This is a genomic window from Methylobacterium sp. BE186 (assembly GCF_031457035.1).
Classification (GTDB): domain Bacteria; phylum Pseudomonadota; class Alphaproteobacteria; order Rhizobiales; family Beijerinckiaceae; genus Methylobacterium; species Methylobacterium segetis.
The window spans coordinates 16,821-32,349 of the sequence record NZ_JAVDVV010000018.1 but is presented as its reverse complement, the minus strand read 5'-3'; the positions used below and the strand labels follow the sequence as shown (position 1 = coordinate 32,349).

General features: G+C 71.9%; 15 protein-coding genes and 1 pseudogene. 8 read left to right on the top strand and 8 right to left on the bottom strand.

Features of this window, described 5'->3' with window-relative positions:
* Positions 1-49: 49 nt before the first annotated feature.
* The 3 genes and pseudogenes from J2X36_RS17865 to J2X36_RS17855 all read left to right on the top strand — a co-directional run.
* A pseudogene (locus J2X36_RS17865) lies at positions 50-628 on the top strand (autotransporter domain-containing protein); the annotation flags it as partial.
* Between the two features lie 122 nt (positions 629-750).
* A complete protein-coding gene (locus tag J2X36_RS17860) occupies positions 751-2,379 on the top strand; it encodes an ABC transporter ATP-binding protein (protein WP_132250786.1) in 1,629 nt (542 codons plus the stop codon).
* Positions 2,380-2,390: 11 nt separating this feature from the next.
* Positions 2,391-3,611 (top strand): phosphopentomutase, encoded by a 1,221-nt coding sequence (locus J2X36_RS17855; protein WP_310352178.1) that lies wholly within the window; start codon positions 2,391-2,393, stop codon positions 3,609-3,611.
* A gap of 172 nt (positions 3,612-3,783) precedes the next feature.
* On the opposite strand, the gene J2X36_RS17850 is transcribed toward J2X36_RS17855, so the two are convergent.
* The gene (locus J2X36_RS17850; protein WP_310352175.1) at positions 3,784-4,086 is read right to left on the bottom strand and encodes a hypothetical protein; all 303 of its coding nucleotides are present in this window, start codon (positions 4,084-4,086) and stop codon (positions 3,784-3,786) included.
* Between the two features lie 215 nt (positions 4,087-4,301).
* Here J2X36_RS17850 and J2X36_RS17845 point away from each other — a divergent pair, with 215 nt between their 5' ends.
* The 5 genes from J2X36_RS17845 to J2X36_RS17825 all read left to right on the top strand — a co-directional run bounded on the left by J2X36_RS17845 (position 4,302) and on the right by J2X36_RS17825 (position 7,962).
* Positions 4,302-4,928, top strand: coding sequence for a TetR/AcrR family transcriptional regulator (locus tag J2X36_RS17845; protein WP_132250780.1), 627 nt, complete (start codon positions 4,302-4,304; stop codon positions 4,926-4,928).
* Positions 4,929-5,046: 118 nt separating this feature from the next.
* Positions 5,047-5,511: a DUF2852 domain-containing protein gene (locus tag J2X36_RS17840; protein ID WP_132250777.1), complete on the top strand. Its 465-nt coding sequence runs from the start codon at positions 5,047-5,049 to the stop codon at positions 5,509-5,511.
* 120 nt (positions 5,512-5,631) lie between these two features.
* Positions 5,632-6,273, top strand: coding sequence for a uracil phosphoribosyltransferase (gene upp / locus J2X36_RS17835; RefSeq protein WP_132250775.1), 642 nt, complete (start codon positions 5,632-5,634; stop codon positions 6,271-6,273).
* A gap of 106 nt (positions 6,274-6,379) precedes the next feature.
* A complete protein-coding gene (locus tag J2X36_RS17830; RefSeq protein WP_310352169.1) occupies positions 6,380-7,396 on the top strand; it encodes an NAD(P)H-quinone oxidoreductase in 1,017 nt (338 codons plus the stop codon).
* Between the two features lie 263 nt (positions 7,397-7,659).
* Positions 7,660-7,962 (top strand): hypothetical protein, encoded by a 303-nt coding sequence (locus tag J2X36_RS17825; RefSeq protein ID WP_132250771.1) that lies wholly within the window; start codon positions 7,660-7,662, stop codon positions 7,960-7,962.
* A gap of 30 nt (positions 7,963-7,992) precedes the next feature.
* On the opposite strand, the gene J2X36_RS17820 is transcribed toward J2X36_RS17825, so the two are convergent.
* The 7 genes from J2X36_RS17820 to J2X36_RS17790 all read right to left on the bottom strand — a co-directional run bounded on the left by J2X36_RS17820 (position 7,993) and on the right by J2X36_RS17790 (position 15,352).
* Entirely contained in the window at positions 7,993-8,874 is an 882-nt protein-coding gene (locus tag J2X36_RS17820) for a 3-hydroxybutyryl-CoA dehydrogenase (protein WP_132250769.1), read from the bottom strand.
* Positions 8,875-9,062: 188 nt separating this feature from the next.
* Positions 9,063-10,010, bottom strand: coding sequence for an electron transfer flavoprotein subunit alpha/FixB family protein (locus tag J2X36_RS17815; RefSeq protein ID WP_310352165.1), 948 nt, complete (start codon positions 10,008-10,010; stop codon positions 9,063-9,065).
* Positions 10,011-10,104: 94 nt separating this feature from the next.
* Complete coding sequence (locus J2X36_RS17810; RefSeq protein ID WP_310352163.1) at positions 10,105-10,854, bottom strand: electron transfer flavoprotein subunit beta/FixA family protein; 750 nt, start codon at positions 10,852-10,854, stop codon at positions 10,105-10,107.
* Positions 10,855-11,071: 217 nt separating this feature from the next.
* A complete protein-coding gene (locus J2X36_RS17805; RefSeq protein ID WP_310352161.1) occupies positions 11,072-11,644 on the bottom strand; it encodes a cob(I)yrinic acid a,c-diamide adenosyltransferase in 573 nt (190 codons plus the stop codon).
* A 34-nt stretch (positions 11,645-11,678) separates the two neighbouring features.
* Positions 11,679-12,311: an acyloxyacyl hydrolase gene (locus J2X36_RS17800; RefSeq protein WP_310352158.1), complete on the bottom strand. Its 633-nt coding sequence runs from the start codon at positions 12,309-12,311 to the stop codon at positions 11,679-11,681.
* A 139-nt stretch (positions 12,312-12,450) separates the two neighbouring features.
* Positions 12,451-12,636 carry a twin transmembrane helix small protein gene (locus J2X36_RS17795; RefSeq protein WP_109890937.1) on the bottom strand — a complete coding sequence of 62 codons (186 nt, stop codon included), beginning with the start codon at positions 12,634-12,636 and terminating at the stop codon, positions 12,451-12,453.
* A 79-nt stretch (positions 12,637-12,715) separates the two neighbouring features.
* On the bottom strand, positions 12,716-15,352 hold the full coding sequence (locus J2X36_RS17790; protein WP_310352155.1) for a TIGR02302 family protein: 2,637 nt from the start codon (positions 15,350-15,352) through the stop codon (positions 12,716-12,718).
* Positions 15,353-15,529 lie beyond the last annotated feature (177 nt).

The following is a 15,529-nucleotide window of genomic DNA, read 5'->3' as shown; positions in this document are numbered from 1 at the left end:
CACCTATCTCGGCGCGGCCTATCTCGGCTTCCAGCGGGGCGGCTTCGAGCTCGACGCGAGCGCCGGCGGTGCCTACGCGGATCTCGACGCGCGCCGCAGCCTCCAGCCCTTCGGCGCGACGCTCACGGCGCGCGGGCGCACGGAAGGGCTCGGCGCCCTCGCCTCGGTGGAGGCGGGCTACCGGCTCCTCGTCCCGACGCAGGCCGGGCTTCTCGGGGTGAAGCCGCTCGCGGGCCTCTCCTACAACGATCTGCACAGGGCGGGCTTCGCCGAGACCGGGGGCTTCGGCCTCGCCTTCGCCGGCCAGACCTTCGGTCGCGCCACCAGCCTCGTCGGCCTCGCCCTCGGCCTCGACGCGCTGCCGGAAAGCTGGGCGCGCCTGCGGCCGGACATCCGCCTCGGCTGGACGCACGACCTCGTCCAGGCGGCGCCCTTCGCCACGGCCTTCCTGCTCGACCAGCCGTTCCGCGCCCGCGATGCCCGCGCCGGGCGCGACGGGCTGCTCGTCGAGACGACGCTGAGCCTGTGGTCCTCGGACAGGGTCAGCCTCTTCGTGGGCTATCGCGGGGAGTACCGCGCCCGGGCCGCGAGCAACCAGGGGCATGCGGGCCTGCGCGTGACGTGGTGAGGCGGCGCCCTCGCGGAGGATGAGGGGGACCCTGCGTTTCCGCGCCCCGGCGCAGCCGTTCGCCCTCGGCGCCGCCCGCGCTATAAGGACGGCACACGCCGTGTCCGCCCGCCGGGATCTCGATGACCGAACCCCTCCTGTCCGTCGAAGACCTGTCGGTCGCCTTCCGCACCCGAGAGGGCGAGGTCCGCGCGGTCGATCGGGTCAGCTTCACGATCGAGCCCGGCGAGACCGTGGCGCTGGTCGGCGAATCCGGCTCCGGCAAGTCGGTGACCGCGCTCTCCATCCTGCGCCTCCTCGACGGGGCGGCCCACCATCCGGGCGGGCGCATCGTCTTCAAGGGGCGCGACCTCCTCGGCCTGCCCGAGCGCGCGATGCGCGAGGTGCGCGGCGCCGACATCACCATGGTGTTCCAGGAGCCGATGACCTCGCTCAACCCGCTGCACACGATCCAGCGGCAGATCGGCGAGGTTCTCTCGCTCCACCGCGGCCTGACGGGCCGGAAGGCGCGGGCGCGCATCCTCGAACTGCTCGAACTCGTCGGCCTGCGCGACGCCGAGCGGCGCATGGGCGCCTATCCGCACGAGCTCTCCGGCGGCCAGCGCCAGCGCGTGATGATCGCGATGGCACTCGCCTGCGAGCCCGACCTCCTCGTCGCCGACGAGCCGACCACCGCCCTCGACGTGACGGTGCAGGCGCAGATCCTCTCGCTTCTGGCCGACCTCCAGAAGCGCCTCGGCATGGCGATGCTGTTCATCACCCACGATCTCGGCATCGTGCAGCGGGTCGCCTCCCGCGTCTGCGTGATGCTGCGTGGGCAGATCGTCGAGGCCGGTCCCGTGGCCGAGGTGTTCGCGCGGCCCCGCCACGAATACACGCGGCGCCTCATCGCCTCGGAGCCGCGGGGCCACGCCAACCCCGTGCCGTCCGACGCACCCTTCCTCGTGGAGGCCGGCCCGCTCAAGGTCTGGTTCCCGCTGAAAGAGGGCCTGTTCCGGCGCACCACCGGCCACGTGAAGGCGGTCGACGGGGTGAAGCTCCTCGTGCGCGAGGGGGAGACGGTCGGCGTCGTGGGCGAATCCGGCTCCGGCAAGACGACGCTCGGCCTCGCGCTCCTGCGGCTCACGGGCTCGGAAGGGCCCATCGTCTTCCTCGGCCAGAAGATCAGCCGCTACGGCGTCTCCGAGATGCGGCCCCTGCGGCGCGACATGCAGGTCGTTTTCCAAGACCCCTACGGCTCGCTCTCGCCGCGCATGTCGGTGGCCGACATCGTGGCCGAGGGCCTCGTCGTGCAGGGGCAGGTCCGCTCCTCGGCGGAGCGCCGGGCCGTGGTCGCGCAGGCGCTCGCCGATGTCGGGCTCGACCCGGCCACGATGGACCGCTACCCGCACGAATTCTCCGGCGGCCAGCGCCAGCGCATCGCCATCGCCCGCGCGATGGTGCTGAAGCCCCGCTTCGTCGTCCTCGACGAGCCGACCTCGGCCCTCGACCGCTCGGTGCAGGCCCAGATCGTCACCCTGCTGCGCGACCTGCAGCGGGAGCGCAAGCTCGCCTACCTGTTCATCAGCCACGACCTCAAGGTGGTGCGGGCGCTGGCCAACTACGTCCTCGTGATGCAGCACGGGCAGGTGGTGGAGGAGGGGCCGGCCGACCAGATCTTCGCCCGGCCGCAGACGGACTACACCCGCACCCTGTTCTCGGCGGCCTTCGCCCTCGAGAGCCGCGAACTCGCCGACACCGAGACGGCCTGAGCCCCGCGCCGATGCCCCGCACCCTGCTCATCGTGCTCGATTCCGTCGGCATCGGCGGAGCGCCGGACGGCGCGCGCTACGGCGATGCGGGGGCCGACACGGTCGGCCACATCGCGGAGGGCTGCGCGGCCGGGCGCGGCGACCGTCCGGGGCTGCGCGCCGGGCCGTTGCGCCTGCCGAACCTGACGGCACTCGGCCTCGGCCTCGCCGCGCAGGGCGCCACGGGCCGCGTGCCACCGGGCCTGGAGCCGCAGGGGCCGGTCCGGGGCGCGCACGGCCACGCCGCCGAGACGGCGGCCGGCAAGGACACGCCGTCCGGCCACTGGGAGATCGTCGGCCTGCCGATGCTGGAGGATTGGGGCCACTTCCCCGACACGCGTCCCGCCTTTCCCGCCGAGCTGACGCGGGCGCTGATCGAGGCCGGCAACCTGCCCGGCATCCTCGGCGACCGCCACGCCTCGGGCATCGCGATCATCGACGATTGCGGGGCGGAGCATGTCCGCACCGGCAAGCCGATCTGCTACACCTCCGCCGACAGCGTGGTCCAGATCGCCGCCCACGAGGAGGCGTTCGGCCTGGAGCGCCTCTACGATCTCTGCCGCATCGCCCGCGACCTCTGCGATGCCTACCGCGTCGGGCGCGTCATCGCCCGGCCCTTCGTCGGCACGGCGGAGACGGGCTTTCGGCGCACCGGCAACCGCAAGGATTTCGCGGTGACGCCGCCGGCCCCGACGCTCCTCGACATCCTCGCCGATGCGGGGCGCGCCGTGGTGAGCGTCGGCAAGATCGGCGACATCTTCGCCCATCGCGGCACCGGCCGCGAGATCAAGCCCGGCAGCAACGCCGCCTGCCTGACAGCCGCGCTCGACGCCCTCCGCGACCTGCCCGATGGCGGCCTCGTCTTCGTCAATCTCGTCGATTTCGACACCGAGTACGGCCACCGCCGCGACCTGCCGGGCTATGCCGCCGAACTCGAAGCCTTCGACGCGCGGGTGCCGGAGATCGAGGCGGCGCTCGGCGCGGGCGATCTCTGCATCGTCACCGCCGACCACGGCAACGACCCGACCTGGACCGGGACCGAGCACACCCGCGAGCAGGTGCCGATCCTCGCCTTCGGGCCGGGCGTTGCGGCGCGCGACCTCGGGGCGCGGGCAAGCTTTGCCGATATCGGCGCGACGGTCGCGGCCCATCTCCGGGTCCGGGCGCCGGAGCACGGGATCTCGTGGCTTTAGGAAGCGGAGCGGCAGGCCCGTCTCCCGAATGGAAGAGGGGACCCGCGGCTGATCGTTTCAGGGTCGTGTGGAGGGGCCGACGCCCCATCTCTCCCGTTCGGGAGAGGTCGAGTCGGCGCGAGCCGACCGGGTGAGGGGTGCGACCCGTCCGGACGTGCGATCCGGCCCCCGATCACGCCGTGCCGGCTGCCCGCCGCCCGCGCTCCTCCTGCGCCACCGTCTCGATGTCGGCGGCCTCCACCGCCTCCAGGGGGCGGCGGATGCGGAAGGCGCGGGTCGGCTCGCGCGCGCGCATCACGAGGACCACCGTCTCGATATCGGGGCAGCCCGGGTCGGGGCAGGCGATCGCGTTGACCGTGAGGGCGTCCTCCGGGCCAAGCGCGAGGGCCGCCGCGATCTCGGATTTCAGGCGGGCCGACTGGGCGGCCTGCTCGGCCGAGCGCGCCTTCCAGGCTTTCAGGCTGATGAAGGCCATCGTGTCAGGCCGCGAAGGCGTCGGGATCGCGCATCGCGCCAGCGTTACAGGCGGGCGGCGGCCGCCTCAAGGCGCCCGCGGAGCCAGACTCCTGTCTACTGTTGCACGTTGCAGGTCGAAAACGGCCGGTCCCGTGATAGGGATGGCCTCCGCGATTGAAACCATGCGGCCGCTCGCCCGTATGCGGATGGGCGGATGCGTGTGAGGAGAGTTCTGTGCGACCGTGGCGCGAGGGACCGGGCGACCGGCGCAGCTACCATCACGGCAACCTGAAGGAAGCCCTGATCGAGGCCGCCCGCCGCTTCATCGCCGAGCGCGGCGTCGGTGGCTTCACGCTGGTCGACGCGGCCCGCCTCGTCGGGGTGACGCCGGCCGCGCTCTACCGCCATTTCCGCGGGCGCGAGGCCCTGCTCGAAGAGGTGGCCGGCCGCGGCTTCACGGACCTCGCCGAGCGCCTCGCCCGGGCGCTCACCTCCCGCGGCACGCCGCTGGAGCGCTTCACCCGCATGGGCGAGGCCTATCTCGCCTTCGCGGAGGAGGAGCCCGGCTACTACGCAGCGATCTTCGAGACGCGCAGCGTCCAGCTCGGGCCCCCGCAGCCGGGCCGGCCGAGCCCGTTCGACCTCCTCGTCGAGGCCCTGCAATCGACCTTCCCCGAAGGCTTCGGCGGGGTGGATCCGCGCTTCATCGCCCTCGAGGTCTGGGCGCTCTCGCACGGGCTCGCGACCCTCTCGGCGGCGGGCCAGCTCCCGAAAGGGCCGGGCGTGCCCGACAAGTACGAATTGCTGCGGGCCGGCGTGCTCGCCCTCGTGCACGGCGCGAAGGCCGCGAACCCCTCCTGACGCGCCCGCCCCACGCGGCATCCGGACGCGCCGAGAAAACAGGAGGCAGCTGCCCTTGAAAGCCCGCGGCCTCGCCCGCATGTGAATGTGGTTCACATTAACATCGGAGCCGTGAACCGTGAGCTTCTCCTCCACTTCCTCCTGGTCGAGCGGCAAGGTGTGCCGCAGCGGCCCCTTCCCGCGCCGATCGATCGAGATCGGTGCGATCGTCGTGAGCTTCATCTACTGGTGGCCGCTCGCGGTTGCCTACATCGCCTGGAAGCTCGCGGGCTACCCGGCGCTCACCGAGATGCGTGACCTCGCCACCCGCGGCGTCTCCTCCTGGAACGGCGGCCCGCGCCCCGCCTCCCGCTTCGCCCGCGCCTTCGAGGCGGCGAACGGCAGCACCGGCAACCTCGCCTTCGACGAGTACCGCAAGGCCGAGCTCGACCGGCTCGACGCGCAGCGCCGCGCCCTCCAAGAGGAGAGCCGGGCCTTCGCCGAGTTCGTCGAGGAACTGAAGCGGGCGAAGGACCGCGAGCAGTTCGACGCCTTCATGGCCAAGCGCCGGTCGCAGGGGCCGAACGGCACGACGAGCGTCTGAGCCGCCCCGCATCGGGACCGCACGGATCCGGGCTCCCCGCCTCACGGTGGGGAGCCCGTCTTGCATGTGGGCGTCCGTTGCGCCTTTCGTGTCGGCGCGCGCTACGGCAGGAGAGGATCGATGCACGTCCAGACCGCGACCGTCACGGTGGTCGATCACCCGCTCGTCCAGCACAAGCTGACCCTGATGCGCGACCGGGAGCGCTCGACCCAAGGCTTCCGGCGCCTCCTCAACGAGATCGGGATGCTGATCGCCTACGAGGTGACCCGCGACCTGCCTCTGGAGCCCGTGACCATCGAGACGCCGCTCCAGGCGATGGAGGGGCGCCAGATCCAGGGCAAGAAGCTCGTCCTCGCGCCGATCCTGCGGGCGGGCGTCGGCTTCCTCGACGGGATGCTCTCGCTCCTGCCCTCGGCGCGCGTGGCGCATGTGGGCCTCTACCGCGATCCCGAGACGCTGGAGGCCGTCGAGTACTACTTCAAGGCCCCGTCCGACCTCGCCGACCGCACGGTGCTGGTGCTCGATCCCATGCTCGCCACCGCCAATTCCGCGGTCGCCGCCCTCGACCGGCTGAAGCAGCGGGGCGCGCAGGACCTTCGCTTCGTCTGCCTGCTCGCCGCGCCCGAGGGCATCGCGCGGCTGCAGGCCGCCCACCCGGACGTGCCGATCTGGACAGCGGCGATCGACAGCCACCTGAACGACCACGGCTACATCGTGCCGGGCCTGGGCGATGCCGGCGACCGCATGTACGGGACGCGCTGACGGGCCGGAAGCAGGTGGACGGGCGGGACGCCGCCCTTGCCAAGGCAGCGCCCGGCCGCAACTAAGGGCGCGACTCGAGAGACGCCAACCCTCAGGAGACGCCGCGATGCCAGCCACCGGGACCCTGCCCGAGACCATGCGCCAGATCCGCTTTACCGGAGCCGGCGGGCCGGACGTGATCGCGGTGGAGACGGCGCCGCTGCCGGTGCCCGCATCGGGGCAGGTGCTGATCGAGGTGGCGGCGGCGGGCATCAACCGGCCCGACGTGATGCAGCGCCTCGGCAATTACCCGCCGCCGAAGGGCGCGACCGAGATCCCGGGCCTCGAGGTCGCCGGCCGCATCGCGGCCCTCGGCGAGGGCGTCTCGGGCCTCTCCCTCGGCGACGAGGTCTGCGCGCTGACGATCAGCGGCGGCTACGCGGAGTTCGCCGTGGCCGAGGCGGGCCAGGTCCTGCCGAAGCCGAAGCCCCTGTCGCTCGTCGAGGCGGCCGGCGTGCCCGAGACCTTCTTCACGGTCTACTCGAACGTGATCCAGCGCGGCCGCCTGAAAGCCGGCGAGACCTTCCTCGTCCATGGCGGATCGAGCGGCATCGGCTCGACGGCGATCCAGATCGCCAAGCGCCACGGCGCCCGCGTCTTCGCCACCGCCGGCTCGGCCGAGAAGTGCCGCTTCTGCGAGGCGCTCGGTGCGGATGCCGCGATCGATTACCGCGAGGCCGATTTCGTCGAGGCGGTGAAGGGCCTGACCGAGGGCAAGGGCGTCGACGTGATCCTCGACATGATCGGCGCGAGCTACCTCCGGAAGAATCTCTCCTCCCTCGCCGTCGAGGGCCGCCTCGTGATGATCGCGCTCATGGGCGGCTACAAGGTCGAGGGGCTCAACATCACGCCCGTGATGCTCAAGCGCCTGACCTTCACCGGCTCGACGCTGCGGGCGCGCCCGAAGGGCGAGAAGGCCGAGATCGCCGAGGGCCTGCGCCGGGACGTCTGGCCGGACCTCGAATCCGGGGCGATCAAGCCCGTCATCCACGCGACCTTCCCGCTGGAGGAGGCGGCCAAGGCGCACGAGCTGATGGAATCGAGCGCCCATCTCGGCAAGATCCTGCTCGTGACGGGGCGCTGACATCCGGCTCGGCCCGGGCGTCCACCTCTCCCGAACGGGAGAGGGGGCGCGAGGCGCCTCCCGCACCGGCTTCGATGCCTCGCCGTCCAGGACGAACGGGCGGGATTTCCGCCCGGCAGCGGCGCCTCGCGGCGCCCCTCATCCCCAGCCGTCGGGCCTGCCCGGAGGAACTTGGCCCCGGAGCGCCGCGTTTTCGGCCGTCACGATCGCGTGTCGATCCCGAAGATTCACCCGCCCCCGGCGGCGGAAAGACGAGGTTTGCTATGGCTGAACGGCTTCCCGACGAGAATGCGCGCCAAGGATCCCGGGGCAAGCCGGTCCTCTACGTCCTGCTCGCGAGCCTCGTGCTGCTCGCGATCGCGACGGTCGGCCTGCTGACCTGGAACGGCGCCAACTCCCCCAAGGACTACGCGAGCCAGAGCCAGGACGCCTCCCGCAAGGAAGTGACGGGCTCCGTCACCGGCAAGTCCAACGCGCCCGCCTCCTCGAACAGCGGCAGCGTGCCGACCGAGAACCCGGCCTACCCGCAGCCCGCCCAGCCGAACGCAAACGGCAACGCGCGCTGATCTTGGTAAAGCAGCCCCGGGCCGGCCCGCTCAGCGGGTCGGCACCGGGTGCTCGCCCCGGTAATCGTAGAAGCCGCGCTTGGTCTTGCGGCCGAGCCAGCCGGCCTCGACGTACTTCACGAGGAGCGGGCAGGGCCGGTACTTCGAGTCGGCCAGCCCCTCGTACAGGACCTGCATCACCGACAGGCAGGTATCGAGGCCGATGAAATCGGCGAGCTGCAGCGGACCCATCGGGTGGTTCGCCCCGAGCCGCATCGCGGTGTCGATCGCCTCGACCGAGCCCACGCCCTCGTAGAGCGTGTAGATCGCCTCGTTGATCATCGGCAGCAGGATGCGGTTGACGATGAAGGCCGGGAAATCCTCCGACATCGTCGAGGTCTTGCCGAGCTTGGCGATCAGGGCCTTCGCGGATTCGTAGGTCGCATCCTCGGTCGCGATGCCGCGGATCAGCTCCACGAGCTGCATCACGGGCACCGGATTCATGAAATGGATGCCGATGAACCGCTCCGGCCGGTCGGTCGCGGCGGCGAGCCGCGTGATCGAGATCGAGGAGGTGTTCGTCGCGACGAGCGCCTCGGGCTTCAGCTGCGCGCAGAGCATCGAGAAGATCTGCCGCTTCGTGGCCTCGTCCTCGGTCGCGGCCTCGATGACGAGGTCGCTCGGTGCGAGGTCCGCGAAGCCCGGGGCCGGGACGATGCGCTCGCGGGCGGCGCGGCGCTGCTCCTCGGTGATCTGGCCCTTCGAGACCGCGCGCGCGAGATGGCCGTCGATCGTGGCGAGCCCCGCGGTGATCCGGTCCGGATCGCGGTCGTTCAGCAGGACATCGAGCCCGGCGATCGCGCAGACCTGGGCGATTCCGCTGCCCATCTGGCCCGCGCCGATGATGCCGATCGTGTTGACGTCGATACCCATGTCAGCCCTGTGCCCCCGCCGCGCGGCCCCCGGGCCACGCTACCTACACCGAACGGCGCCGATTCCGCCGAGGCCTGCCGGGGACGCGTCGTCTCGGTTACTTAGAACATTCCCGCGTCGCGGTGGAGCCCATCTCCGCAGGAACGGGGACGGGCGCGAACGCCCGCCCGAGACTGTCGCGCCTCAGGTCACCCCTTGGCCTTGCCGATCTCGGCCTGCAGCTCGGGGACGATCTGGAACAGGTCGCCGACGAGGCCGTAATCCGCCACCTGGAAGATCGGCGCGTCCTCGTCCTTGTTGATCGCGACGATCACCTTCGAATCCTTCATGCCGGCGAGGTGCTGGATCGCGCCCGAGATGCCGACGGCCACGTAGAGGTCCGGCGCCACGACCTTGCCGGTCTGGCCGACCTGCCAGTCGTTCGGGGCGTAGCCGGCATCGACCGCCGCGCGCGAGGCGCCGACCGCCGCGCCGAGGCTGTCGGCCAGCGGCTCGATCAGCTCCTTGAACTTGTCGGCCGAGCCGAGCGAGCGGCCGCCCGAGACGATGATGCGGGCGGCGGCGAGTTCCGGACGGTCGGACTTGGCGATCTCCTCGCCCTTGAAGGTCGAGCCGCCGGCCTCGGGCGCGGGCGCCGAGAGGGCCTCGACCGCGGCCGAGCCGCCTTCGCCCGCCGCCTTGAAGGCGGCCGTGCGCACGGTGATGACCTTCTTGGCCTCGCTCGTCTGCACGGTCTGGATCGCGTTGCCGGCGTAGATCGGCCGCTCGAAGGTGTCGGGCGAGACGACCTTGATGATGTCCGAGACCTGCGCGACGTCGAGGAGGGCGGCCACGCGCGGGAGCACGTTCTTGCCCGTGGTGGAGGCCGCCGCCACGATCGCCTCGTAGGGCCCGGCGAGTCCCGCGATCAGCGCCGCGGTCGGCTCGGCGAGGAGGTGATCGTAGATCGCATCCTCGGCGTTCAGGACCTTCTCGAGGCCCTCGAGCCTGGCGGCGGCTTCCGCGGCCGGCTTCGAGCCGGAGCCGAGGACGAGGGCGTGGATAGGGGCGCCGAGTTCCCGGGCGGCGGAGAGAGCCTTGAGGCTCGAATCCTTCACCGCGCCGTTGTCGTGCTCGATCAGGAGGAGGGTTGCCATGAGTCTCAGACCTCGGATGGTCGGCCCGGGATCCGCGTCGGGACCGCGCGCGGGCTTCTGTGACGGGAGGGCGGGGCGGCAGGCGCCCCGCCGGTCAGAGGACGCCGGCCTCGACCTTGAGCTTCTGGACGAGCTCGGCCGGCGAGCCGACCTTCACGCCGGCCTTGCGGCCCGGGGGCTCCTCGGTCTTCAGCACCTTGAGGCGCGGGGTCACGTCGACGCCGAGCGCGTCGGGCGCCACCTCCTCCAGGGGCTTCTTCTTCGCCTTCATGATGTTGGGCAGGGAGGCGTAGCGCGGCTCGTTGAGGCGCAGGTCCGTGGTGACGATCGCGGGGAGCTTGAGGGTCACCGTCTGCAGGCCGCCATCGACCTCGCGGGTCACGTCGAGCGCGCCCTCGCCGAACTCGACCTTGAAGGCGAAGGTGCCCTGTGGCCAGCCGAGCAGGGCGCCGAGCATCTGGCCGGTCTGGTTCGAATCGTCGTCGATCGCCTGCTTGCCGAGGATGACGAGTTCCGGCCCTTCCTTCTCGACCACCGCCTTGAGGAGCTTGGCGACGGCGAGGGGCTCGCAATTCACGTCGGTCTTGACGAGGATCGCGCGGTCGGCGCCCATGGCGAGGGCGGTGCGCAGCGTCTCCTGCGCCTGCTGCGGGCCGATCGAGACGGCGACGATCTCGGTGACCTTGCCCTTCTCCTTGAGGCGGATCGCCTCCTCGACGGCGATCTCGTCGAAGGGATTCATCGACATCTTGACGTTCGACAGCTCGACGCCGGAGCCGTCCGCCTTGACGCGGATCTTGACGTTGTAGTCGACGACCCGCTTGACGGGCACCAGAACCTTCATGGCGGTCTCAATCCTCCGCACGGGACATCGTGGACGGGCCGGCGCGTGATTCCGCGCGGCCTCATTGCGATCTCAAGGGATCGAACCCCGCTCTCGCAGGGCGGCGGACCGTAACGGCCACATTTCCGCCTTGTCAACGCGTGTGCGAAGGCTCCGGCGCCGCGCTGCGGCAACGCCGGTATCGGGGCCGGATTTGAAAACGCGGTACGGTGAAGGCCTAGCGGTTCTTGCCGGGGACCCAGAGCACGTCCTGGGCGCCGTTCGCGTTGGCGGAACGGCTCGCCACGAACAGGAAGTCCGACAGCCGGTTGAGGTATTGCAGGGCCTCCGGCGAGATCCGCTCGCCCTCGACCGAGGCCAGTTCGACGGCGAGGCGCTCGGCGCGCCGGCAGATCGTGCGGGCGAGGTGGAGCGCGGCCGCGGCCGGGCTCCCGCCCGGCAGGATGAAGGATTTCAGGGGCGCGAGGTCGGCGTTCAGCGCGTCGATATCGGCCTCGACCCGCTTCACCTGCGCCGCCACGATCCGCAGGGGCTCGTAGGCGGGCGGCTCCGGCCCCTCGGGCGTGGCGAGGTCGGCGCCGAGATCGAACAGGTCGTTCTGGATCGCGGCGAGCATCGCGTCGAGGCGCGGCTCGGCGTGGAGGCGGGCGAGACCGATGCAGGCATTGGTCTCGTCGACCGTGCCGTAGGTCTCGACGCGCAGATCCGCCTTCGAGCGGCGCTCGCCGTTGGCCAGCGCCGTGGTGCCCTTGTCGCCCGTACGGGTGTAGATGCGGTTCAGCGTGACCACGGCGCCCGGACGCTCCCTCGGAATGGACCTTCGCTCAGAAGGTATAGCCGATCTTGCCGCCGAAATTCGTCAGGCCGCGATTCTCGATGCAGAGCCCGGCATTCGACATGTGCTCGACCGTCGCCATGATGCTCAGGTGCTCGGTGATGCGGAAGCCCAAAGCCGCCGCCTCGCGGAACAGCGGGTTGCAGCCCAGCGCGTTGAAGCCCGGCGGCAGCAGCGCCTTCGGCCCGGTCTTGCCGTCGTGGAAGCCCGCGCCGAAGAAGCCTTCGAGGAAGACCACCCGGTTGAAGGTCTCGGGGAACAGGTCGACCGTCCAGGTGGCGCCGAGATAGCCGTAGCTGGTGCGGCCGCCGAAATTGTAGCTGCCGCCGGCGGTCGGGCGCGGCACGAAGGCCTGCCAGAACGGATCGATGCTCACGAGCGGCTTGGCGAACAGGATCTCGCCGTTGATGTTCGAGGTGTTGCGCTCCGCGCTCCCGGGATCCTGCACCGAGCCGCCGATGCGGACCTCGGAGACGATGCTCATGGGCGCCACCGGGGGGGTGTAGGCGACGGGCGCGGGGGCCCGGCTCACGAGATCCGCCGCGCTCCCCGGATGGCCGGCCAGGGCGGTCGCCGAGATGGCGAGCGCGCCGACGAGGGAGCGGAGGGATCGAGCGATCATGCGGTGCAAATCCGGTTGTACCGTCCGTGACTAGCACGGGGTCCGGAAGGCCGGCAGTCGGCGCCGCGCCTCGCCGCCGCGAAATCATCCCGCCCCGGGCCGATCCGGGGCCTGTGCGGCGTTCACGCCACAGTGGCGCTCAGGCCGAGCGCCACCAGACCACGCCCATGATCAGGAGAATCGCCAGGAATTGCAGCAGCACGCGCAGGCGCATCAAGCGCTGCGAGAGGTTGGCGCTGCCGCCCCGCATCATGTTGGCGAGGCCGAGAAACAGCACCAGCGCCACGGCGAGGCAGGCAATCAGGACGAGCGTGTTCGAGGACATGGGGCCGGATGGTTCGGGACGGATGCGCGCGCGCGCACCATAGACGCGCCGGCCCCCGAGGGGCAGGGGTCGGCCCTGCTCAATTGCGCCGCAGCAGGCGCTCGAAATAATCGAGCTCCTCGCGCGGCCGGGTCGGGTCGCCGAGCTTGCGCCGCAGCTCCTCCATGATGCGCCGCGCCCGCTGCACCGCCGACTCGTCGGCGGTGGGCACGCGCACGCGCCCGTCCGACATGTCGCGGCCCCGGGTCGGGCGGCCGAGGGGGTCGTCGTCGCGGGCGCCGGCCTGGCCCTGCTGCCCGGGCTGCTGACCGCCCTCCTGCTCGCCCTGGCCCTCGCCCTCGGCCATCTCCTGCGCCTGCTGCTGCATGCCCTCGGCGCCGCGCTTCAACCCGTCGAGGGCGCGGCCCTGCGCGTCGACCGCCTCGCCCTCCTTGCCCTGGCGGAGCGCGTTCTCGGCCTGCCGCATGGCGTCCTCGGCGTCGGAGAGACCCTCCTCGCCGCGCATGCCGTTCTCCTTCATGCGCCGCTGCAGGTCCTCCAGGCGCTGGCGCAGGGCCTGCTGGCGCTCGCCGACGCTGCCGCTGCCCGACCCGCCGCCGCTGCCCGGGCTGCCCTGGCCCCGCTGGCCGCGCTGCTCCTCGCCCTGGCCCTGCTGGGCGCCCTGGCCGGGATCCTTGCTCTGCCCCTGGCCGCGCTGGCCCTGCTGCTCGCCGCGCTGCTGCGGGCGCTGGCCGCCGCGCTGGCCCTGCTCGGCGCCGCGCTTCTGCTGGCCCTCCTTGAAGGTCTCGTCGCGCAGGTCCTGCTGGTCGCGGGCCATCTGGTCGAGGTCGCGCATCTGCTTGCGCATCTCGCGGGAGGCCTGGTCGGACTTGCCGCCCTGCTCGGCGGTCTGCAGGTTCTCCAGGATGTTGCGCAGCTGCTCCATCAGGCGCTGCGCCTCGGCGGTGTCGCCGCGCTTCATCGCCTCGGCGAGGTCGTTCAGCATCTTGTCGAGATCGTCCGGCGTGACGGTCTTCGATGATTGCTGGCCCTCCTTCTGGCGCTCGCCGGGCTCCCGCGGCTCCCGGCGCTGCTTGTCGGCCAGCTCCTTCATGAATTTCGAGAGGGCCTGCTTCAGGTCCTCGGTCAGGCGCTTGATCTCCTCGTCCGGGGCGTTGCGCTCGATCGCCTCCTTGAGCCGGTCCTGCGCCTGGCGAAGCTGCTTCTCGGCGTCGGAGAGGTCGCCGTCCTCGATCTTGAGGGCCATCTCCCACAGGAGGTCGGCGACCTCCGTGAGAGCCTCGTCGGTGCCGGCCTGCCGCAGGCGGCGGGCGGCGGTCTTGAGGCCGAGGAAGATCGCGGGCTGGGGCGTGAACTGGTCCGGCGCGATGAGCAGGGCGTCGAGGGCGGTCTGCACCCGGCGGCGCTCCTCGTCCGGCGCCGTCACGAGGCGGCGGCGCTCCTCGGCGAGGGAGCGGGCGAGGGGATCCTTGAAGGGGCGCGCCGGCAGCGTCATCTCGACGGGCGCGGTGCGGCCCTCTTGCCCGGCCTCGTCCCTGACGACGATCGTGAAGCGGATGCGCGCGCCGGACCAGGGATTGTCGGTCAGGTCGACCAGCGTCTTGGTGTCGGCCTCGCCGCTCGCATCGGCGGGCAGCGCCAGCGCGATCTTCGGCGGCGGCACGAGCGAGCGGCCGGGCTTCAGGGGCTCGACGAGCCCTTCCGCCGCGCTGATCCCGTAATCGTCCTTGGCGCGGTAGGTCAGGTTGAAGGTGCCCCGGCCGTTCACCTCGGGGCCGCCGACGCTGCGCACCTCCGGCGGGTTGTCGGGGATCGCCTCCACCACGAGGCGCTGGTTCTGGCCCCCCGCCGCGATGGCGAGCTCGGCCAGCGGCCCGACGACCTGGAAGCGGTCCTCCCGCAGGTCCGCGCGCGCCTCCTTGCCGGGCAGCGGCTTGAGGCCCGGATTCGGCGTCAGCGCCGCCTGGCCCTCTCCGGCGATGCGCACGATCAGCTGTGAGTTCACGGGCGCGCGCAGTCGCTGCTCGGCGCCGTTCATCGTCACGATGAGGGGCGGCATCCGGGTGTAGAGGGGCGGGTCGATCCAGCCGTCGACGCGGAAGTTCGGGCCGGCGGCCGGCGGCTCGCGCCAGTCGAAGGCCGTGCCGATGCGGTCGCGCCACTCGGAGCCGGCGACGAACAGGCTCGCCACCGCCGCCACCGTGAGCGCCGCGCGCAGGGCGTAGGGGTCGTGCCGCACCATCATCGGCCGCGGCAGGCCGACCTGCAGCCGCGCCACCGCCTCGGCCGCCCGCCGCTGGTGGAGCGCCCAGAGGGCGCGGGTCGCGGGGTCCTGCGTGCCGACGGCGAGCGTGTCCTCGATCGCCCGGGCCGGGCCGTGGGCGAGCGCCCCGTCGCGGGAGGCGGCCTCGCGGTCGATCCGGGCGAGCGCCTCGCGCCGGTCCGGCCGGCCCGTGCGCAGCAGCGGCAGCAGCGCCGCGGCGAGGGCGAGGGCGAAGGCGGCGAGCCCCGCCATCCGCCAGGGGGGCGAGAGGTCGAGCCAGAGGCCGAGCCAAGAGGCGGCGAGGAAGGCGAGGAGAACGCCGAGCCCCCGCCACAGGACGGGCCAGGCCCGCTCCCACAACCCCGCCGCGCGGGAGCGCGCGACGAGGCGGTCGAGGCGCGCACGCATGTCGGTCGCACGCATGTCGGTCCCGGCCGGTCTCGGAGAATCCATGCTCACGCGCGTCGTCGTCCCGTGCCCCGCCCGTTCCTGCCGCAAGGTGGCGCGCTTTCGTTGGCGCATCCACCGCCCGTCCAGGCTAGCATGCTGGGACAGACGGGCGCATTTGGTCAAATGCGCCCAGGCCGAGGCTCTCCGCGCCGTCGCGCCGTCTGTTCAGGAATGGATGGC